General features: G+C 60.7%; 18 protein-coding genes. 9 read left to right on the forward strand and 9 right to left on the reverse strand.

The features are described from left to right. The first annotated feature begins 39 nt into the window (after positions 1–39). A complete protein-coding gene (locus F506_RS18525; protein WP_053199869.1) occupies positions 40–732 on the forward strand; it encodes a UPF0149 family protein in 693 nt (230 codons plus the stop codon). A gap of 21 nt (positions 733–753) precedes the next feature. Here the strand turns inward: F506_RS18525 and F506_RS18530 are convergent, their stop codons facing one another. Continuing rightward, the gene (locus tag F506_RS18530) at positions 754–1,515 is read right to left on the reverse strand and encodes a sulfite exporter TauE/SafE family protein (protein WP_053199871.1); all 762 of its coding nucleotides are present in this window, start codon (positions 1,513–1,515) and stop codon (positions 754–756) included. Positions 1,516–1,569: 54 nt separating this feature from the next. Then, positions 1,570–2,160, reverse strand: a complete 591-nt coding sequence (gene orn / locus F506_RS18535; RefSeq protein ID WP_053199873.1) for an oligoribonuclease — start codon at positions 2,158–2,160, stop codon at positions 1,570–1,572. Positions 2,161–2,297: 137 nt separating this feature from the next. Between orn and F506_RS18540 the strand changes: the two genes are divergently transcribed. From F506_RS18540 to rsgA, 3 genes are read left to right on the forward strand one after another with little or no spacing between them, the layout of a single operon-like run. Next, on the forward strand, positions 2,298–3,572 hold the full coding sequence (locus F506_RS18540) for a M48 family metallopeptidase (RefSeq protein ID WP_053199874.1): 1,275 nt from the start codon (positions 2,298–2,300) through the stop codon (positions 3,570–3,572). 10 nt (positions 3,573–3,582) lie between these two features. Next, complete coding sequence (locus F506_RS18545) at positions 3,583–3,936, forward strand: 4a-hydroxytetrahydrobiopterin dehydratase (RefSeq protein WP_053199876.1); 354 nt, start codon at positions 3,583–3,585, stop codon at positions 3,934–3,936. Positions 3,937–3,938: 2 nt separating this feature from the next. Further along, complete coding sequence (rsgA, locus tag F506_RS18550; RefSeq protein ID WP_053199877.1) at positions 3,939–4,844, forward strand: ribosome small subunit-dependent GTPase A; 906 nt, start codon at positions 3,939–3,941, stop codon at positions 4,842–4,844. A gap of 66 nt (positions 4,845–4,910) precedes the next feature. On the opposite strand, the gene F506_RS18555 is transcribed toward rsgA, so the two are convergent. After that, complete coding sequence (locus F506_RS18555) at positions 4,911–7,052, reverse strand: TonB-dependent receptor (protein ID WP_053199879.1); 2,142 nt, start codon at positions 7,050–7,052, stop codon at positions 4,911–4,913. 351 nt (positions 7,053–7,403) lie between these two features. On the opposite strand from F506_RS18555, the gene argF reads away from it, so the two are divergent. Genes argF through ppnP form a run of 4 tightly spaced genes read left to right on the forward strand, consistent with a single transcriptional unit; the run spans position 7,404 to position 10,454 of the window. Then, complete coding sequence (gene argF, locus F506_RS18560) at positions 7,404–8,318, forward strand: ornithine carbamoyltransferase (protein WP_053199880.1); 915 nt, start codon at positions 7,404–7,406, stop codon at positions 8,316–8,318. Continuing rightward, on the forward strand, positions 8,315–8,713 hold the full coding sequence (locus tag F506_RS18565; protein ID WP_053199882.1) for a VOC family protein: 399 nt from the start codon (positions 8,315–8,317) through the stop codon (positions 8,711–8,713). Before argF ends, F506_RS18565 begins: the two co-directional genes overlap by 4 nt. 54 nt (positions 8,714–8,767) lie before the next feature. Beyond that, positions 8,768–10,108: an argininosuccinate synthase gene (gene argG, locus F506_RS18570; RefSeq protein WP_053199884.1), complete on the forward strand. Its 1,341-nt coding sequence runs from the start codon at positions 8,768–8,770 to the stop codon at positions 10,106–10,108. A 31-nt stretch (positions 10,109–10,139) separates the two neighbouring features. After that, positions 10,140–10,454, forward strand: coding sequence for a pyrimidine/purine nucleoside phosphorylase (gene ppnP, locus F506_RS18575; RefSeq protein ID WP_016832939.1), 315 nt, complete (start codon positions 10,140–10,142; stop codon positions 10,452–10,454). A gap of 84 nt (positions 10,455–10,538) precedes the next feature. Here ppnP and murB read toward each other — a convergent pair whose 3' ends face one another. Beyond that, positions 10,539–11,564, reverse strand: a complete 1,026-nt coding sequence (gene murB, locus F506_RS18580; protein ID WP_053199886.1) for a UDP-N-acetylmuramate dehydrogenase — start codon at positions 11,562–11,564, stop codon at positions 10,539–10,541. 164 nt (positions 11,565–11,728) lie between these two features. On the opposite strand from murB, the gene F506_RS18585 reads away from it, so the two are divergent. Then, a complete protein-coding gene (locus F506_RS18585; RefSeq protein WP_053199888.1) occupies positions 11,729–12,214 on the forward strand; it encodes a YajQ family cyclic di-GMP-binding protein in 486 nt (161 codons plus the stop codon). 120 nt (positions 12,215–12,334) lie between these two features. On the opposite strand, the gene F506_RS18590 is transcribed toward F506_RS18585, so the two are convergent. From F506_RS18590 to F506_RS18610, 5 genes are all read right to left on the reverse strand, one after another. Next, positions 12,335–12,829: a VOC family protein gene (locus tag F506_RS18590; protein WP_053199890.1), complete on the reverse strand. Its 495-nt coding sequence runs from the start codon at positions 12,827–12,829 to the stop codon at positions 12,335–12,337. A gap of 157 nt (positions 12,830–12,986) precedes the next feature. Then, entirely contained in the window at positions 12,987–14,051 is a 1,065-nt protein-coding gene (aroG, locus tag F506_RS18595) for a 3-deoxy-7-phosphoheptulonate synthase AroG (protein WP_053199892.1), read from the reverse strand. 327 nt (positions 14,052–14,378) lie between these two features. Then, positions 14,379–15,839 (reverse strand): metalloprotease TldD, encoded by a 1,461-nt coding sequence (gene tldD / locus F506_RS18600; RefSeq protein WP_053199893.1) that lies wholly within the window; start codon positions 15,837–15,839, stop codon positions 14,379–14,381. Between the two features lie 46 nt (positions 15,840–15,885). Continuing rightward, positions 15,886–16,692, reverse strand: a complete 807-nt coding sequence (locus F506_RS18605) for a carbon-nitrogen hydrolase family protein (RefSeq protein ID WP_053199895.1) — start codon at positions 16,690–16,692, stop codon at positions 15,886–15,888. A 61-nt stretch (positions 16,693–16,753) separates the two neighbouring features. Further along, complete coding sequence (locus tag F506_RS18610) at positions 16,754–20,917, reverse strand: YhdP family protein (protein ID WP_053201780.1); 4,164 nt, start codon at positions 20,915–20,917, stop codon at positions 16,754–16,756. Between the last annotated feature and the right edge of the window lie 347 nt (positions 20,918–21,264).

Here is a 21,264-nt window from a genome sequence, read left to right on the forward strand (position 1 = left end):
AATTAAACTGCGGTTTTATTCGCAACACGGATGTCCACTATGCAACTCGACCAACCTCTCTCCGACGAAGAGTTCGACGAACTCGACGACTTCCTGCTGTCCGACCGCTGCGCCGAAGACGCCATGACCATGGATACGCTGCACGGCTTCCTCACCGCGCTGGTGATCGGCCCGCAGGAAATCCTGATGGCCGAATGGCTGCCGCGCGTCTGGGGCAGCAAGCCGGAAGACACGCCCAAATTCAAGAATCCCAAGGAAGCCGAACGCATCACCGGGCTGATCGCACGCAGCATGAACGAAATCGCCATCACGCTGGAAGTCGCGCCCAAGGAGTACGAGCCGCTGTTCTGCGAACGCGAACACGAGGGCAAGAGCCTGCTCGACGGCGAAGCCTGGTCGTGGGGTTTCTGGGAAGGCATCCAGATGCGCGCCAAGGAATGGGATCCGATTTTCCATTCCAACCTGGCCCCGCTGATACGTCCGATTTACCTGCTCGGCTCGGACGAACTGGAAGAGGAAGAAATCGCGCTGGTCGAAGATCCGGTCAAGACGCACAAGTTGGCGGTGGAGGTCGAATCGGCAATTCCGCACATCTACAAATACTGGCTGCCGCACCGCAAGTCGGCGGTGGAAACCGTGCGCCGCGACGGCCCCAAGGCCGGCCGCAATGACGACTGCCCATGCGGCAGCGGCAAGAAGTACAAGAAGTGCTGCGGCGCCGACAAGGCCTAGGCAGCTTTTGAAAGCCGGCGCTTATCCGAGATAAGCGCCGGCGGCATCCCACAGCAGCTTGCAGCCGGCCACGAACAGCGCTGCAATCGTGATCTGGTAGAAGCGCACCTGGTCGACCTTCATCAGCAGTTTCAAGCCCAGCCAATATCCGACCGGCGCCAGCGGCAGCAAGGCCAGCGAGGTTGTCAGGTTGCGTGCGTCGAACAGGCCGAGCAGTATGAACGGCACGACTTTCACCGCATTGATGACCGAAAAGAAAATTACCGAGGTGCCGACGAAAACCAGTTTGTCGAGTTGCTGGGGCGCAAGATAAATCACGAACGGCGGTCCTCCCGCGTTGGCGATGAAGCTGGTGAAACCGGACATCGCACCCCACACCGAACCCCGCGCAACGCTGGGCAGGGTCGGCGGCAACACGCGGCTGCGACCGAGCAGGCGCTGCGCCACGAAGCCGATCGACAGCATGCCGATGAGGCCGCGCAGCATGGCGTCGGAGGTGAAACGGAAGGTCAGCGCACCGATGGCGATGCCGACCAGCGCTGCGGGAATCAGGATGCGCAGGTTGCGCAGGTCGCCTTTGCCGCGGAAAGTGATCAGCCCCATGATGTCCATGGCGATCAGCAAAGGCAGCATGATCGCGGCGCCGACCGAGGGCGAGGCAACCAGCGACAGGATGGGAATGGAGAGGATGCCGAGCGAGCCGCCGCCCAGCCCGGACTTGGAAATGCCGACGATCAGCACCGCAGGGATCGCCGCCGCGTAGAACAGCGGATCCTGGATCAAGCTGCCGTCTCCGGCCGCACTCGCGCTTGCATCGTCGGCATGGTCATCAGCGGATTACTCCTTGATGAAATGCTCGCGGTAGTACTTCAGTTCTTCGATGGACTCGATGATGTCGGCCAGCGCGGTGTGCTTCTGGTGCTTCTTGAAACCGCTTGCCAGTTCAGGCTTCCAGCGGCGGCACAGTTCCTTGAGCGTGGACACGTCGAGGTTGCGGTAGTGGAAGAAGGTTTCCAGCTTGGGCATGCCGCGCGCCATGAAGCGGCGGTCCTGGCAAATCGAATTGCCGCACATCGGCGACTTGCCGGCCGGCACGAAAGGCTTGAGGAAGGCAATCAGGGCCGCCGACGCTTCTTCTTCGGTCACGGTCGAGGCCTTGACGCGCTCGATCAGGCCGGAACGGCCGTGCGTGCCCTTGTTCCAGGCGTCCATGCCGTCGAGGATTTCGTCCGGCTGGTGGATCGCGAACACCGGGCCTTCGGCCAACACGTTGAGTTCGGGATCTGTTACCACCACGGCAACTTCGATGATGCGGTCGTTGTCCGGATCAAGGCCGGTCATTTCCATATCGACCCAGATCAGGTTGAACTCGTTCGGACGGGCCGGAATAGCATAAGGAGCGGCGTTGGTGTCGGTGGCTTGTGACATAATTGTTCTTTCTACAGGTTCTGCTTGATGTGCAGCTGATGTGCTGCTGAATTCGGCCGCTCAGCACATCCGGTTCGCCATCTTCATCGAATTTTTTTGAGCGGTCTTGACGACCGCCATTTTCGCACAGGGAAAGAATGTATTCACTCACGTTTTCGGTTTTGTTTGTCGGTTTTCTGCTGTTGACCCTGCTTGTCCGGTTCTGGCTCAGCTCGCGCCACATCCGCCACGTGCTGGCGCATCGCAGCGCAGTGCCGGCTGAATTCGCCGAAAAAATCCCGCTCGCGGCGCATCAAAAAGCAGCCGACTACACCGTCGCGCGCACCAAGTTCGGCATCCTTGCCCTGCTGGTGAATGCCGCCGTGCTGGTCGGCTTTACGCTGCTGGGCGGACTGCAGCTGCTGTCAAACCTGCTGTTGCAATCGCTAGGCGGCCCCGGCATGATTTACCAGCTGTGCCTGATCGCGTCCTTCGCGGTGATCTCCGGCCTGATTGATTTGCCGTTCGACTATTACCGCCAGTTCGTGCTGGAAGCGCGCTTCGGTTTCAACAAGATGACCCGCACGCTGTTCTTCGTCGACGCCGTCAAGACCGGCCTGATCGGCGCCGCCATCGGGCTGCCGCTGCTGTGGGTGATCCTGATGCTGATGGACCGCGCCGGCGCGTTATGGTGGTTCTATGCATGGCTGGTGTGGAGCGGCTTCCAACTGCTGATGCTGGTGCTGTATCCGACCGTGATCGCGCCGCTGTTCAACAAGTTCACGCCGCTCGACGACGACAGCCTGCGTGCGCGCATCGAGAGCCTGATGCAGCGCGTCGGCTTCGCCTCCAAGGGCTTGTTCGTCATGGACGGCTCCAAGCGCAGCGCGCACGGCAACGCTTACTTCTCGGGCTTTGGCGCGGGTAAGCGCATCGTGTTTTTCGACACGCTGCTGGCGCGCCTGGCGCCGCACGAAATCGAAGCAGTGCTGGCGCATGAGCTGGGCCATTTCAAACTCAAGCACATCGTCAAACGCATCGGCGTGATGTTCGCCATCTCGCTGGCTTTCCTGGCGCTGCTGGGCTATCTGAAGGGCCAGGCGTGGTTCTACACCGGCCTGGGCGTGAATCCGCTGCTGTTCGGCAACAACGATGCGATGGCGCTGATCCTGTTCATGCTGGCGCTGCCGATTTTCACTTTCCTGCTGTCGCCGCTGTCGTCGCTGTCGTCGCGCAAGCACGAGTTCGAAGCCGATGCTTTCGCCGCCCGGCACACCAACGCGCAAGACCTGGTGTCGGCGCTGGTCAAGCTGTATGAGGACAATGCCTCGACGCTGACGCCGGATCCGCTGCATTCCGCCTTCTACGATTCGCATCCGCCCGCCTCGCTGCGGATAGGAAAACTGCACGACACACTGAACGCGGCACATTAAGGAGCACGCCATGACACTGACAACCCAAACCCTGCTGGCGCAGAAAAGCCAGCATCAGGTCGCGGCCCTCGACGATGCCGGCATCCAGCAGTATCTGCCGCTGGTGCCGGGATGGGCACTGGACCAAGGCAAGCTGGTCAAGTCGTTTTCCTTCCAGGATTACCACGAGACGCTGGCGTTCGTGAATGCGATCGCCTACGTCATCCACGCCGAAGACCATCATCCGGAACTGGTCGTGACCTACAACCGCTGTGTCGCGAAGTTCGATACGCATAGCGTCAACGAAGGACGCGGCGGTTTGTCGATCAACGATTTCATCTGCGCCGCCAAGGTGGATGCGATTTTCCACCAGACGTTTTCCTGAGCATGGCTGCAAGTAAAAATACAGTCGAAATCGGCACCGTCATCGCTGCGCATGGCCGTCATTACCTCGCGCAAGTCGGCGAAGAGAAACTGCAATGCGTCACCCGCGGCAAGAAAAGCGACGTCGCGGTGGGCGACAAAGTCAACCTCAAACGCACGTCGGCGAATCAGGCCGTCATCGAATCCATCGGCGAACGCAAGACGCTGCTGTATCGCTCCGATCAATACAAATCGAAACTGCTGGCCGCCAACGTCACGCAGCTGTTCATCGTGGTGGCGACGGAACCAGGGTTCACGGACGACCTGATTTCGCGGGCGCTGGTCGCGGCGGAGTCGGCCGGCGTCGACGCGCATATCGTCCTCAATAAAACCGACATCGTCGCCGCCCTGCCGAAGACACGCGAACGGCTGCAGGTCTATCGCAAGCTCGGCTATCCGATCCACGAAGTCTCGGCCCAGGCGGAGCCGGACGCTACACGCGACGCGTTCCTCGTGCTCCTGCAGGGCAAGTCGACCATCCTGATCGGCCAGTCGGGGATGGGCAAGTCGTCGCTAATCAACCTGATCGTGCCGGACGCCGACATCGCCGTGCGCGAAATCTCCGCCGCGCTCGACACCGGCAAGCACACCACGACCTTCACGCGCCTGTATACGATGAGCGACGATACGGCGGTGATCGATTCCCCGGGTTTTCAGGAATTCGGTTTGTACCAGTTGAGCGAAGGCATGCTGGAACGCGCCTTCCGCGAATTCGCGCCACATCTGGGCAAATGCAAATTCTATAACTGCCATCACCTGACCGAGCCGGGTTGCGCCGTGCTGGCAGCCGTCGAAAGCGGAGAAATCGCGCCGATGCGGCATCAGCTGTACGCGCAATTGCTGCATGAGTCATCGCAGAAACTGTACTGACCGTCGCCATCCCGACGTAAAAAGCCGCCCGGAATGGAGCGGCTTTTTTATTGCGCGCGACAATGTTCAGAACCTGTAGGCCGCACTCAACAAAGCGCTGCGCGGTGTGCCCGGCATAATCTGCGACAAGCCGGTTGAGGTCGCGTAATAACTGCGGTTGGTCAGGTTGGTGACGGCCAGCGTGAGTTCGACCTGGGGGAAACGGTAGCCGGCCTTGGCGTCCCAGCGGGTGTAGGCCGGCAGGTCGAGCTGGTTGGCGATGTCGACATAGCGCGAACCTTCATGGATCACGCCCGTTTCCGCGAAGAACCCCTGCGCCGGCGCATAGCTGATGAACAGACTGCCGTTGGCGCTGGAGACGCCGGCCGAGCGCTTGCCCTGCACGTTGACGCCGCAGGCTGCGCACGACTTCGCTTCAACAATACGCGCTTTCTGCACGCTGAAGCCGCTGCGGATGAACCAGTCCGTCGCCAGTTGGCCATTGATGCCCAGCTCGACGCCGCGGTTGCGTTCCAGCCCGGTCAGCACGAACAAATCGGGACTTGAAGAAACCTGGGTGCGGCGGTTATACAGATCGAGTTGAAAGACTGCCAGCGTGGTGCTGATCTTCTTGTCGAACCATTCGCTCTTGACGCCGGCTTCGAGCTGTCGGCTGAACTGGGGATCGAGCGCATTGACGTTGCTGCCGGCGCTTGCCGTACTCAGACTGATGGTGTCGGCGCCGCCCGGCGGGATGAAGTTCTTGCTATAGGACGCGTAGAAACTGTGCGCCGCCAGCGGCGACCATACCACGCCCAGACGCGGATTGAGCGCCGTCGTGGTACGCCGCGCGCGGCCGTTGTTGAGCAGGCTCAGCGAGTCCGCTTCGAAATGATCCCAGCGCAGCCCCGCCAGCAATTGCCACTGCGGCGACAGGCTGATCTGATCCTGCGCATACAGCGCATGGCCGCGCGCGCGATGGATGCTGTCTGTATTGAGAGCGGGCGCGGCGCCGTTGTCCGGGCGGTTGTCGGGCGCCATCATCGACACCGTGGAAGCGTTGGCGCGCCATAGCCGCGGATAGCGATTTTCGTTGCTATATTCGGCGCCGAACAGGAGTTGGTGCTGCACGCCGCCGGCATCGAGCCTGCCTTCCAGTTCCAGATTGCCCTGCCAGTTGCGGTGTTGCAGATCCTGTTGCCAGCGCGAACGCGTGACACCGCTGTTGCCGATGCCGGTCAGGTTGCCGGCGAAGGTGTTGTCGAAGCGGCTGTCGAGATTGAGCTGGCTGAGTACGTTGCGGATCTTCCATTGCGCATCGAGCTTGTGTTCGAACGTCGAACGGACGTAGGTGCTGGTGTCCTTGATGAAGTCGCGGCCGAGCGCGCCATAGGTCGTGGACCGAGGGGCCGGCGGCAGGAAATAAGCGCCGTTGGCGCGCCGGCCGGCAGGCATGCCGCGATCCGGCACGCGCTCGAATTCGCCTTGCTCGAGCTGCAGCAGCCAGCTGGTGCGCTGGTTGTCCCACTTGATCGACGGCGCCAGGTATTGCCGCGTGCTGTCGACGCCGTTCCGGAAACTGCCGGCATGGTCGCGCCCGGCGTTGATGCGCATGGCCCATTCTGCGGACAACACCTGATTCACATCTGCCGCCGCGCCAATGCGGCCATAGCTGCCTGCAACCGCCCTGACGCTGCTTTGCACGTCATGACCGGGCTGCTTGCTGATGCGATTGATCACGCCGCCGCCGCTGCCGCGTCCGTACAGCACGGCGGCCGGTCCCTTGAGCACTTCCACCCGCTCGATGTTGCCGAGGCTGCGCACGTATTGCGCATCGTCGCGCACACCGTCGAGGAACACGTCACCCGCGCCGGCAAAGCCGCGGATGCGGAATGAATCGAAGCGCGTGTCGGAAGTGTTGGAGATGCCGGGCACGCCGCTGAGTGCATCGGCCAGGGTCTGCCCGCCGTAGGAAGCGACGTCGTCCACCCTGATGCTGTTGACGGTCTGCGGAATGTCGCGCACGTCGGCATCGGTTCTGGTGGCGGTATGGACGGACGCCGGGCGCGGATCGTAGTGACTGCGCTTGCTGCGGATTTCAATGGCGGGGAGATTGGCTACGTCGCTTCCGACGCTATCGGCTGCACAGGCATGGTCAAACCCCGACGCAAGGGAACAGACTGCAATTGCAAGTGGCCGAAGGCGCAAACGAGAGGAGGAAATGGACATGTAGATTCACTTGATGGGGGCTTGAAAGGAAGCGCATTCTAGTGAATTACATGAGAATAATTCTCATTTTAAACGATGATAATGCTGAATCTGGCGATAAATCACAAAACTTCCAGATACATACCGAGGAAGCTCAATTCAAAAACAAAAAAAGTCCGGATTGAATTGCAAGAAAGGCAAGTTTTCAGACATTCGCGAGTTCTCTCCTTGCGCCGCAAGCCTGCATACCCACGCCTCTTGCAAGTTGGCCCTCTCATGCCTGCTTTTGGGTATCTTTTTGCCCCGAATCCCTTATAATTGAAGCAGTTACAACAATCGGCGGCAGGCGCCCACTGGCCGCCGTTTTTATTTATGGCAATCAAACACTACCTGCAGTTTTCCGACTTTACGCTTGATGAGTATGAGTACGTGATCGAGCGGTCGCGTGTGATTAAACGCAAATTCAAAAACTACGAGCCGCATCACTCGCTGGCCGATCGCACGCTGGTCATGGTCTTCGAGAAGAATTCCACACGCACCCGCCTGTCCTTCGAAGCCGGCATGCACCAGCTCGGCGGCGCGGCGATCTACCTCAACACCCGCGACAGCCAGCTCGGCCGCGGCGAGCCGATCGAAGACGCTGCACAGGTGATGTCGCGCATGTGCGACGTCATCATGATCCGCACCTTCGGCCAGGAAATCATCGACCGCTTCGCCGCCTATTCGCGCGTGCCGGTCATCAACGGCCTGACCAACGAGCAGCATCCCTGCCAGGTACTGGCCGATGTGTTCACCTACATCGAGCAACGCGGTTCGATCAAGGACAAGGTCGTGGCCTGGATCGGCGACGCCAACAACATGCTGTATTCGTGGCTGCAAGCCGCCGAAGTGTTCGGCTTCCACGTCAACGTCTCGACGCCGAAAGGCTACGATATCGATATGAAGCAGGTCAGCCCTGGCAACCGACGCTACACCTTCTTCGCCAATCCGGCCGATGCCTGCCAGGACGCCGATCTGGTGACGACCGACGTCTGGACCAGCATGGGTTACGAAGATGAAAACGCTGCGCGCCTGAAAGCCTTTGACGGCTGGATCGTCGATCAGGCCAAGATGGCGCGTGCACGCAAGGACGCCTTGTTCATGCACTGCCTGCCGGCGCATCGCGGCGAGGAAGTTTCCGCCGAAGTCATCGACGGTCCGCAATCGGTGGTTTGGGAAGAAGCCGAAAACCGCCTGCATGTGCAAAAGGCATTGCTCGAATATCTCGTCCTGGGGAAAGTAGCATGATCGACCATGCCGGCTTTACTCCTTCCGATTACGATCGCACCAAGGCGTTTTATACCCAGGCATTGGCGCCCATCGGCTACACATTGCTGATGGAGTTGCCCGCGTCGGTCACTGGCGACACCGACGTTGCCGGTTTCGGCGAAGCACCCAAGCCTGATTTCTGGCTGGCGCGTGCCACCGCCGGCAAGCCGGCGCACAGCCCGACGCTGCATTTCGCCTTTCGCGTGAATTCGCGAGGCCCGGTCGACGCCTTTTACCAGGCCGCCCTGCAAGCCGGCGGCAAGGACAACGGCGCTCCCGGCATTCGTGCGCATTACCACCCCGATTACTACAGCGCCTTCGTCCGCGATCCGGACGGGCACAACATCGAAGTTGTCTGCCACGCGCCCGCGTAGCATCGGCAAACCAGCAAGTTCAACAATCCGCCATCACTAGCCACTACGAACATCATGTCCAATATCCTGCAATCCGTTCCGGTCAACGAAAAAGTCGGCATCGCCTTCTCCGGCGGCCTCGATACCAGCGCCGCGCTGACCTGGATGCGCCAGAAAGGCGCCATTCCTTACGCCTACACCGCCAACCTGGGTCAGCCGGACGAGCCTGACTACGACGCGATTCCGAAGAAGGCCATGCAATACGGCGCGGAACTGGCGCGATTGATCGATTGCCGCGAACAATTGGCCAACGAAGGCATCGCAGCGCTGCAAAGCGGCGCTTTCCACATCTCTACTGCCGGCGTGACTTACTTCAACACCACACCGCTGGGCCGTGCCGTAACCGGCACCATGCTGGTGGCCGCGATGCGCGAAGACAACGTCGACATCTGGGGCGACGGCAGCACCTTCAAGGGCAACGACATCGAGCGTTTCTACCGCTACGGCCTGCTGGTCAACCCCAACCTGCGCATCTACAAGCCATGGCTGGACAATACCTTCATCGACGAACTGGGCGGCCGCAAGGAAATGTCCGAGTTCATGATCAAGTCCGGTTTCGACTACAAGATGTCGGTGGAAAAGGCCTACTCGACCGATTCCAACATGCTCGGCGCGACCCACGAAGCGAAAGACCTGGAATTCCTTAACAGCGGCATCAAGATCGTGCAACCGATCATGGGCGTAGCGTTCTGGCGCGACGACGTCGAAGTCAAGGCCGAGACCGTCACCGTCCGTTTTGAAGAAGGCCGTCCGGTCGCGTTGAACGGCAAAACCTTCGACAGCATGACCGACCTGATCCTGGAAGCCAATCGCATCGGCGGCCGTCACGGCCTCGGCATGAGCGATCAGATCGAAAACCGCATCATTGAAGCCAAGAGCCGCGGCATCTATGAAGCGCCGGGCCTGGCCCTGCTGTTCATTGCCTACGAGCGCCTGATCACCGGCATCCATAACGAAGACACCATCGAGCAATACCGCGACAACGGCCGCAAGCTCGGCCGCCTGCTGTATCAAGGCCGCTGGTTCGATTCGCAGGCGATCATGCTGCGTGAAACCGCACAACGCTGGGTCGCACGCGCCATCACCGGCGAAGTCACCGTCGAACTGCGCCGCGGCAACGACTACTCGATCCTCAACACCGAGTCGGCCAACCTGACCTATCAACCGGAACGCCTGACCATGGAAAAGGGCGAAGGCGCCTTCACGCCGCAGGACCGTATCGGCCAGCTGACCATGCGCAACCTCGACATCGTCGACACCCGTCAGAAGCTGGCGATCTACCAAAGCACCGGCCTGCTGGCAACCAGCAACGCCGTGTCGCTGCCGCTGCTGGAAAAAGACAAGAACGCGAAGTAATTACGCAACCTCTCAACGGAACCAAGACAACATGACGACTCAATTCGACAACGTTACCGTCCTCAAAAAGGGCAATGTTTACTTTGACGGCAAGTGCGTTTCGCATACCGTGATTTTCGCCGACGGCACCAAGAAGACGCTGGGCGTAATCCTGCCCTCGTCGCTGACGTTCAACACCGGCGCACCGGAAATCATGGAAATCAATGGCGGCAGTTGCAACGTCCGCCTGAAGGGCGAAGACGCCTGGAAGACCTATGCGGCCGGCACCAGCTTCAACGTTCCGGGCGACTCCAGCTTCGAGATCGAAGTGACCGAGACGGTGGATTACGTCTGCCACTTCGGTTAATCGCCGGAACGCAGCAAACAAAAACGCGGCCAGGTTTTCCTGGCCGCGTTTTTGTTTGCGTGTCGCTTTTCTCCGTGAACCGGATCAGATAAACACCGGCTCCGGTTCCAGCTTCACGCCGAATCTGGCCTGCACATCCGCCTGGATGGCCTGTGCCAATGCCGCGATTTCCTTGCCGCTGGCGCCGCCTTTGTTGACCAGCACCAGCGCCTGCTTTTCATACACGCCGGCCGCACCCAGCGACCTGCCCTTCCAGCCGCACTGATCGATCAGCCAGCCGGCAGCCAGCTTGTAGCCGCCATCGGGCTGCGGATAACTCACTAGTTGCGGATGTTGCGCCAGCAAGGCTTCGCGCTGCTGCGCCGGCACGATGGGGTTCTTGAAGAAGCTGCCGGCGTTGCCGATCTGCGCCGGATCGGGCAGCTTGCGCGTGCGGATCGCAATCACCGCGTCGGCAATGTCGCGCGGCGACGGCACGGTGATTTGCCGCAGCGACAATTCCTGCATGACGTCGGCATAATTCATATTGGCTTGCCATTGCTTGGGCAAGCCAAACGTCACGTCGAGCACCACGGCGCGGTCGCGCAGTTCCTGTTTGAAAACACTGTCCCGGTAAGCGAACCGGCACGCGGCATTGTCGAGCGTAAATGTCTTGCCGTCGATGAAATCGAAAGCCGTCAGGCTGTGAAAGCGATCTTTCACTTCAATCCCGTAAGCGCCGATGTTCTGAATCGGCGCCGCCCCGACGCTGCCGGGGATCAGGGACAGGTTCTCCAATCCGCCAAGGCCGAGATCGAGGGTCCACTGCACGAAACGATGCCAGTTTTCGCCGGCGGCGGCGGTCACGTACACAAAGGTTTCGTCCTCGCCGACAATACGCATGCCGGCGCTGCGCATGTGGAGCACCAGGCCTGCGAAATCCTGCGTCAGCAGCAGATTGCTGCCGCCGCCGAGGACCAGGCGCGGCAGCACCGACAATTCCTTGTCGTTTTTTACCGCGAGCAAAGTATCGGCGTCATCGACCGTCAAATAGGCGGCCGCCTTGGCGTCAATGCCGAAGGTATTGAGATGGCGCAGGGAGAAATCGCGCTGAACTGGAATGGGAAACATAAGCGCAGGATTATAGCCTGCCCGACGGCTTGTTCCACGTGCAGACACGGCGCGGGCATAGCCGCAAAGCCGGTTGTCCGTTAAAATCACATCTTTCGGGTGCAAGCGCCCTGTCTCAGTTTTTCCCACCTTGCGCGCGCCCACAGGATATAAAGGAAATCGCCATGCCATCGTTTGATACCGTCTCCGAAGCCAATCTGGTTGAAGTCAAGAATGCCAACGACCAGGCCAACAAGGAAATCACCACCCGCTTCGACTTCAAGGGCAGCGACGCCCGCGTCGAACTGAAAGAGCGCGAGCTGACCGCCTACGCCGACTCGGAATTCCAGCTCAGCCAGGTGACCGACGTGCTGACCAACAAGATGACCAAGCGCAACGTCGACGTGCGCTTCCTCGACTACGGCAAGATTGAAAAGATCGGCGGCGACAAGGTCAAGCAAGTGATCAAGATCAAGAACGGCATCGAGACCGAAGATGCGAAGAAGATCGTGCGCGTCATCAAGGACAGCAAGATGAAGGTGCAGGCCAGCATCCAGGGCGACGCCGTGCGCGTGACCGGCGCCAAGCGCGACGACCTGCAGGCCGCCATGGCGATGCTGCGCAAGGAGATCAAGGATCTGCCGCTGGAATTCAATAACTTCCGCGATTGATCTTCTGAAGTTGGGGGAGTGAGCTTGTGACGTGAACTTATGACGTGAGTTCATGAAGCAGCAATAGAAAAACGCCGGTGCATGCCGGCGTTTTTTCATTGCAGCGCACGTTGCCGCACGTTACGGGCCGCATTGCAGCTTCTGTTCCTTGCTCATGTTGTCCATCCCCTCCTTGATCTCGGCAGGCGACAGATCTCGCTGGTGCGTGGCAATCGACCAGCGATGACCGAACGGGTCTTCGAGCTGGCCGTAGCGGTCGCCCCAGAACATGTCGGACAGCGGCAGCTTGACCGTGGCGCCAGCCGACTGCGCCTGAGCAAACACGGCATCGGCGTCTTCCACGTAAAGATGGATGGTGACCGGCGAACCACCCAGAAGGTGCGGACCGCGCGAGCCCCACTCGGGCATTTCATCGACCAGCATCAATGACGAATCGCCGATGCGCACCATGGCATGCATGAGCTTGCCGTCGGGGCCCGGCAGGCGAGCCAGTTCGATGGCGCCGAAAGCCTGTTTGTAGAATTCAATCGCCTGCGCAGCGCCCGCGCAGACCAGATGCGGCGTCAGCGTGTGCATGCCGTCGGGGATCGCCTTGACTTGGGAAGGATTGGCCATGCTTGTCTCCTTTTGATGAAATCAGGACGCTCATTGTGCGCCCTGTGCCTCAAAAATCAAGTTGACGGAATGCCAAGCCAACATACAGTGCCGGAATGAAAAGAAGCCCCGACATGCGGAGCTTCTTGTTCTGCCTGCAACTACATTCCAAGGGTTCTTATTCCTTGTCGCCGATCAGACGGCGTTGCTTGACCGCGTCCGCCAGACCTTGCAGCACGCCCAGGCTTTCTTCCCAGTTGATGCAACCGTCGGTGATCGACTGGCCGTAGGTCAGTTCCTTGCCCGGCACCAGGTCCTGGCGACCGGCAACCAGATTCGACTCGACCATCACGCCGACGATGCGGGTGTCGCCACCGGCGATCTGGCCGGCAATGTCTGCGCAGACAGGGATTTGATTCTCGGGCTTCTTCGAGCTGTTGGCGTGCGAAGCGTCGATCATCAGGCGCGCCGCCAGGCCGCTCTTGGCGATGTCCTGGCAGGCAGCTTCCACGCTGGCGGCGTCATAGTTCGGCGCCTTGCCGCCCCGCAGGATGATGTGGCAATCCTCGTTGCCGGCGGTCGAGACGATGGCCGAGTGGCCGCCCTTGGTGACCGACAGGAAATGGTGCGGCTGCGACGCCGCCTTGATGGCGTCGACGGCGATCTTGATGTTGCCGTCGGTGCCATTCTTGAAACCGACCGGGCACGACAGGCCGGAAGCCAGTTCGCGGTGCACCTGCGATTCGGTGGTGCGCGCACCGATGGCGCCCCAGCTGATCAGGTCGGCGATGTATTGCGGGCTGATCACGTCGAGGAACTCGGTGCCGGCAGGCAGGCCGAGCTCGTTGATGTTCAGCAGCAGCTCGCGCGCAGTGCGCAGGCCGTCGTTGATGCGGAAGCTGTTGTCCATGTACGGATCGTTGATCAGGCCCTTCCAGCCGACCGTGGTGCGCGGCTTTTCGAAGTAGACGCGCATGACGATTTCCAGCTCGCCCTTGAAGCGTTCGCGCTCGACCACCAGGCGGCGTGCGTATTCCATCGCGGCCTTGGTGTCGTGGATCGAGCAGGGTCCGATCACGACCATGACGCGGTCGTCCTGGCCGTGCAGGATGCGATGCAAGGCGGTACGGCATTCCGCGGTGGTGTTCTCGACTTTTTCGCTGCCGCCGAATTCGCGGATCAGGTGCGAGGGAGGTGTAAGTTCTTTCATTTCTCGGATACGTAGATCGTCGGTGCGCGGCATTTTTTCTCCTGATTGCAATCTGAATTTGGGAATTCGAATGGGTAAAAAAAAACCGCCATCACTGGCGGTTTTTTAGAAATTCGGTTTGGTCTCTACTTACGAACGCTTACCGCTTTTCACCGCCGTGGGGCTGGAATAGCTAAAGTAAAAATAAAAGAAGTAAGCGCGGACGAAAGACATTGTTCGATCTATGGTTAATTACAACAGAAAACGATAATGCAACAATTTCCCGGCTTTGGCAACACCGGTCATTAATTTTTCACAAAAACCGCATTGAATGACGTTTTTTTGCATTTAAACCGTCACCCAATGCCCTCCACGCACAATTTATGCCGTACCGCCCACCGTGACGCCATCGATGCGCAAGGTCGGCTGACCCACGCCGACCGGGACGCTCTGGCCTTCCTTGCCGCACACGCCGACGCCGGAATCGAGTTTCATGTCGTTGCCGATCAGCGAAACGCGGTTCAGCACATCAGGACCGTTGCCGATCAGCGTGGCGCCCTTGACCGGATAGGTAATCTTGCCGTTCTCGATCATGTAGGCTTCGCTCGCCGAGAAGACGAACTTGCCGTTGGTAATGTCGACCTGGCCGCCGCCGAAGTTGACGGCATACAAACCGTTCTTCACCGACGCCAGAATTTCGGCAGGATCCTTGTCGCCGGCCAGCATGTAGGTGTTGGTCATGCGCGGCATCGGCAGATGTGCAAACGATTCGCGGCGCGCATTGCCGGTCACCGGCATCTTCATCAGGCGCGCATTCATGGTGTCCTGGATGTAACCCTTAAGAATGCCGTCCTCGATCAGCGTGGTGCACTGGGTCGGATTGCCTTCGTCGTCGATATTGAGTGAACCGCGGCGATCGGCGATAGTGCCGTCATCCACCACGGTGACGCCCTTGGCGGCGACGCGCTCGCCGATGCGGCCGGAGAAGGTGCTCGAACCCTTGCGGTTGAAGTCGCCTTCGAGGCCGTGGCCGATCGCTTCGTGCAGCAGAATGCCGGGCCAGCCCGGTCCGAGCACGACGGTCATCGGGCCGGCCGGCGCCGGACGTGCGTCGAGATTGACCAAGGCGGTGGAGACTGCTTCGGAGGCGTATTTTTCCAGCAATTCGTCGCTGAAGTAAGCATAGCTGTAGCGACCGCCACCGCCGCTGCTGCCCATTTCGCGGCGACCGTTCTGTTCGGCAATGACGGTGATGGACACGCGCACCAGCGGACGAATGTCGGCGGCGATGATGCCGTCGCTACGCGCCACCAGCACCACGTCGTATTCACCGGCCAGGCTGGCCATGACTTGCACGACGCGCGGATCCTTGGCGCGGGCGATGCGTTCGATGCGTTCCAGCAGATTGACCTTGGCGGTCGCATCCAGCGAGGTCAGCGGATCGTGCGGCAAATAGAGGGAACGACCGCCGTTGGCTTGCATGCTGCCGGCGATCTTGACGCGGCCGGCGCCCTGGCGGCCGATGGTGCGGGTTGCCGCAGCGGCGTCGAGCAGGATCGATTCCGAGATTTCATCCGAATACGAGAACGCCGTCTTGTCGCCCGACACGGCGCGCACGCCGACGCCCTGGTCGATGGAAAAGCTGCCGGTCTTGACGATGCCCTCTTCCAGGCTCCAGCCTTCGCTCTTGGTGAACTGGAAATACAGGTCGGCGTAATCGACCTTGTGCGTAAACATGGTGCCCAGTGTTTTCAGCAATTTGGCTTCGTCGAGGCCGAACGGCGTGAGCAGGACATCGCGTGCAACGCCGAGCGCGCTGAGATTGGGTTCGAATGTTTTCATAAATTATTTATTTAATTACAGCAACTGTTGGGTGCCTTGCATGCACCTAGAGCTTGCGATGCTTGAGCGCAGGCAGGCTTTCACGTACGTATTGTAGACGATGGGGGTCGATGTCGCCGATAACAAGGCCTTCGCCCTCGGCCAGTACGCTGACAACTTCGCCCCACGGATCGATCAGCATGCTATGCCCCCAGGTGCGGCGGCCGTTGACATGCTTGCCGCCTTGCGCCGACGCCAGGATATAGCACTGGTTCTCGATGGCGCGGGCGCGCAGCAGGGTTTCCCAGTGCGCCTGGCCGGTGGTGTGGGTGAATGCCGCCGGCACCACGATCAGCGCGCAGTCTCCCATGGCACGGTACAACTCGGGGAAACGCAGGTCGTAGCAAATCGACAGGCCGACCTTGCCGAACGGCGCGGTAAAGCCTCCGACTTCGTTGCCGAAGACGATCGTGCGCGCTTCGTCGTAAGCCTCTTCGCCGCGCACGAAACTGAACAGATGGATCTTGTCGTAGCGCGCCACGCGGCGGCCGGCCGGGTCATAGACCATGGTGGTGTTGAGCACCTTGTCGGCTTCTTCGGAGGCCATCGGCAAGGTGCCGCCGATCAGCCAGACCTTGAACTCGCTCGCCAGCGCGACCATGAAATCCTGGATCTTGCCGATGTCGGTTTGTTCGGCGTGCGCAAGCTTGGCTTTTTCGTGCATGCCCATGATGGGCCAGTATTCCGGCAGCAACACCAGTTGCGCGCCCTGCTCTGCGGCTTGTCCGACCAGCCGGCGCGCGGCCGCGAAATTCTCTTCGACCTCGGGCGTCGACACCATCTGTATCGCCGCGACTTTGTACGTTTCATTCATGTCAGCCTCGCTGGAAATCGGTTGCGCCGGAAAGCGGCGTCATCGGAATGCCGTATGAATATTATTTGGCGGCAGGTTTGCTGTTGGCGTCGGGGGTGCGCTCCTGCTTGACGACCAGCGGATCGCTCCAGGACCCGGTTACATTATATTCAAAGGTCAGCGTCTTCATCAGCGGGTTGCGCAGGAACAGCTGCGCCAGGTAAGTGCCGACGCCGACCACCGGATTGATCGCCAGCGCCACCAGCGACGCCGTGCCGAGGTTGACCTCGGGGATCACCACCAGGTGCAGGTTCTGGGTTTCCCTGGCGATGTCGGCCGAACCGTTCATCAGCACCGACGCCGCCACGCCGGTCATCTTGAGATTGTCGGTGGTGGCGACGCCTTGCGCAATGGAAGCAGTGCCGACGATGTTGTCGAATGCAAAGCCTTCCGAAAACACATCGCGGAAATCCAGCACAAGGCGACGCGGCAACGCCTGCAAATTGAGCACGCCGAGCAGCTTGGCCGCACCCGGGTCGACCTTGAGGAACTGGCCCGAATGCATGTCCATATGGACCTGGCCGCTGAGGGTCGGAATGTCCAGCGAATACGGCAACCCCTTCCAGCTGACGTCGCCGTCGAGTTTCCCCTTGCCGCCGCGCACCACGCCGACGAAACCGAAGCGTTCCAGCAGCTTGCCGGCATCGTTGATGTCCAGCGCATAGGTCAGGTTGGAGGTGTTGTTGCGACCGAACGCCATCCAGTTGCCGGCGGCGCGCAGCTCGGCGTCAGGATTGATCAGCGTGAGCTTGTTGATGCGCCATTCGCTGCCGACGCTGACGCGCACGTTGTTGGCGTTGAGTTCGAGGCGGCCGAGCTTCTTGCCGAACAGGCGAAAATCTTCCGCCACGATGTCCAGCGCCGGGATGCGGCTGGCGCTATTGGTGCTGTCGGCGGCCGCGGCGTTGTTTTCCAGCAGGTCGGCAGGATCGGCGCCGGCGCCCTTCTGGATATTCAGCGTGGCCAGCCGGGCCGTGACGCGTCCCAGTCCGCGGCCGCTGCCCGATTCGCTCCAGGTGGCGTAACCGGTGGCCTGGTCGGAAGAAATGTTCACCTGCCAGGCCTTGTTCTGATGCGAAGCGCCCAGCACGACATTGTCGAGTTTCTTGCCCATCAGCAGCAATTCGCTGGTGCGTCCGGCGATCACGTCAGGTTCCAGATAGGCGCTCAGGCCCGGATCGGGAGCGCCCTCGCTGCCGTCGGCCTGCTGCAGCATGGCCGAGCGGAAACTCATCCACTGATCGATGTTCATCGATTTGGCGCTGGCGTATATCGCCAGGCCGCTGTCCGGTTGCGGCGCCGCCTGGCCGAAGCCGATGCCGCCGCTCAGCACCTGCCAGTCGGCTTTGCCGGGCACCTTCTGGCGCTGATAGCGCGCCGCCAGGACCGAACCGAGCGACAGTCTGAGTTCATCGCGCTGGAGCAAGGGGTCGGCGGAAGGCATGCCGATGATTTCGAACTTCAACGGCCAGCTTTCGCCGGCGGTCTTCTGCATCGGCGCCGGCAAATCCACCGCCAGTCCCTGCAGGCTGGACTCGATGGTGATTTCCGGCAGATGCTGGCGCACCGCGATCGTGGCGGTATAGCGCGAAGCGCCGCTCAGACGGCCCAGCAAACGCTGGAGGACAGGTTCGCCGTAGGCCTTGCGCAAGCCGTCGGCGGTGATCGCGCCGTCGACCTTGACCAGCGTCGTACCATCGCGCTGGGTGCCGCCCGCCACCGTGACCGGCTCGTTGAGGAACATGCCTTTGATGCCGTTCAGGTTGAAGCCTTTTTCATTGAACTCGAGCTTGCCGTTGGTGCGGTAGACGGTCGGCAATCCAGCCAGCAGCGCCACGTCGTTGTTGAGGAATTGCAGCGCGCCGTCGACCTTGGCCTCGATCATGTGATGCAGCGGCAACTGGAACTTCAATTGCAGCCTGGCGTTGCCGGTGGACTGGCTGTCTTCGGTGAAATTGCCGATCCAGTGCGCCACCGGACTGTCCTTCACATAGCGCAGGAAATCCGGCATCGCGCCGGCCGCGCTGCCGTCGATTTCCAGCGACGATTCGGCATTCAGCAAATCGGGAATGACAGCCTTCACGTCCGACACCGCGACGCCGTGGGTCTTGCCCGAATCGGCCAGAATCTCCAGCCGCGTGCGGTCGATCGAGATGGTGCCCCGGACATCCTCCAGCAGCGGCCATTCCGGCGACTTGCCATCCTTGCCGGTATGCGACGGCGCATAGTTGATCTTGAGTTTGTCGAACTTGCCGGAAACCTTGAATTCGCCAGGATTCTTGCTCCCCGGCTTGACGTTGCGGAACGGGAAGTCGGCAAGGTCCCCGCGCGCGACGATGTCGACATCGGTAGCCTCGCCGTCAAGCAACGCCCCGCTGATCCAATCCACGGCCGGCTTGGAGGTGTGCAGCGGCAGATACCGCGACAATTTCTGCAGGTCGAAACGCGACAGCCTGGCTTTCAGATCAATGACGCCGGGCGACTTGCCTTGCAGCGGCAGCGTATGGTTGCCGCTGAGCGTGCCGGCCGCGCCCTCCTGCGCGAAGTCGAGGCTGTCGATATGAAATTGCAGGATTTCGTTCTTCTGGATTTCCCAATGGCTTTGCAGGTTGAGCTTGTCGAACGGCATGGCGGCATCGGCGAACAATGCCGGCAGTTGCAGCGCCGCGTCCTGCGACGCCACGCTCAGTTTGCCGCCGCGTTCGGTCGCGTCAATCTGTCCGTCCAGGTTGGCAAAGCCGGGAATTGCCGGCGCGCCGGCGCGCGCGGCTTGCGTCGCGGTCTTGGGCTGGGCCAGGCGCGCTGCCTGCGGCTGCATGCCCAAGCCGCTGAAGGCGCCGCGGATGCGATAGGCGCGCACCTCGGGATAACTGCCTTCCCATTGCACCGAGAAATCCTTGAGCTGGCCGCGTGGCGCCAGATCGGCCAGCAGCTTGTGCTGCGACGGGGTCAGCGGCAGACGGCCGGCGAGGTCGGAAAGAATGGCGAGGTCGAGCAGTTTTGCTTCCACCATCATTTTTTCCGGGCGGAAGCGCGTGGCCGGTTCAAACACTTCGGAAATCGTGGTCGGCGGCAGCGCGAAGCCGTCGTCGGTCTCCAGTGAAAAATTGCTCAGCGTCAGCTTGTGGCCGTTGGCGCCGAAAGTCGGAATGCCGTCCTGCAGGTCGGGAGCGTAGATCTCGCTGCCGGATATGCGTCCACTGACACGCGCGAGTTGCAGCGGCTCGAGTTTCTTGTCCAGCCGCGCCGACAGATTGGTGAGGCTGAGGTCGGCGGTAAAGTTGGCGACCTTGGTGTGATCCAGGTCCAGCCAGGCGCGCACGGAACCGCGCCCCTGGTTCAGTTCCAGCGGATAGTCGACGTAGGCCTTCCAGACGGCGAGGTCGGTGTTGCGCACATCGGCGTACAGGGTGCCCTTCCAGCGCGTCACGTCGGAGATCTTGTTGGCGAAGCTGGGATGGTAAAAATTGGCGCGCACATCGAGCGGCGCGGCATAGTCCGCCGGCGGCGTTGCCTTCAGCGCCATCTGGTGCAGGCGCCATTGGTTGTGCAGCACCAGGTCGACCTTGTCGAGTGCCAGCTCGGGTGCGCCGCGCTTGTCGTCGCGCCAGCGAATCTTGCCGTCGCGAATCACCACTTCGCGTTGCGACAGCAGCCAGTCGGCGCCGGCGCTGTTGTCCTTGCCGCTGGAGGCCGGCAGGCCGGCGACGAAGAACTTGCCGTCAACGTCGCGCAGCACCGATAAATCGGGCCGCAGGATAGTCAGATTGTCGAAACGCAGCTCGCCCACCAGCACCGTGGTCCAGGACAACGTGGCGGAGACTTTGGGCAAGGTCAGCGCCGCCTGCCCCGCGGCGTCGTAGATGACGACGCCGGTCAGTTCCAGCTGCGGCCGCAACCCGCTCCATGCAGCGTCGATATCCGTGATGGTGACCGGACGGCCGACGGCGCGCGTGGCGATCTTTTCGATGTCGCCCTTGTAGCTGTCGATTTCCGGCAGGATGCCGTAGCGCAGCGTCAGGAACAGCGCACAAAACACGAAGTACGCCAGCACCAGCAGCTTGAAGACGACCCCGATGACGCGGCGCGTGGCGCTGCTCAGATGGTAATAACAGCTCTTGGCCGCGCCCCAGGCGGCAGCGCGACGGCTGGTCGGCGAAATAGCGTCGTGTTGGTCTTCGGACATCAGGGGCAAGAGGAAAAACTCACGGTAGAATGAAACAAACGTCTTAGAACCTGTTCACGATCTTACTGCGAGGCCGTGATCCGGCGCCGGGCGGTGCTCGGAATCCTCATGTACTCAAGTACATTCCAAGGGTTACGCAACTGAGCTCCGCTCCGTCCGACACCGGCTGACGACCTCTCGCTACAGATCGTGAACAAGTTCTTAGCCCTGCATCATCGCATGGAAGCGTGGTTTGACCTAGAGGACGGATGCCCGTTTTCAAGGAGGAAACCCCTGGCTTTACCATCTTTAACCTCGTATTCAACCCGATATCCCGACAATTTGTGACTAACTCCCTCCTCGACAGC

This window comes from Herbaspirillum hiltneri N3, from assembly GCF_001267925.1.
In the GTDB taxonomy this organism is placed as follows: domain Bacteria; phylum Pseudomonadota; class Gammaproteobacteria; order Burkholderiales; family Burkholderiaceae_D; genus Herbaspirillum; species Herbaspirillum hiltneri.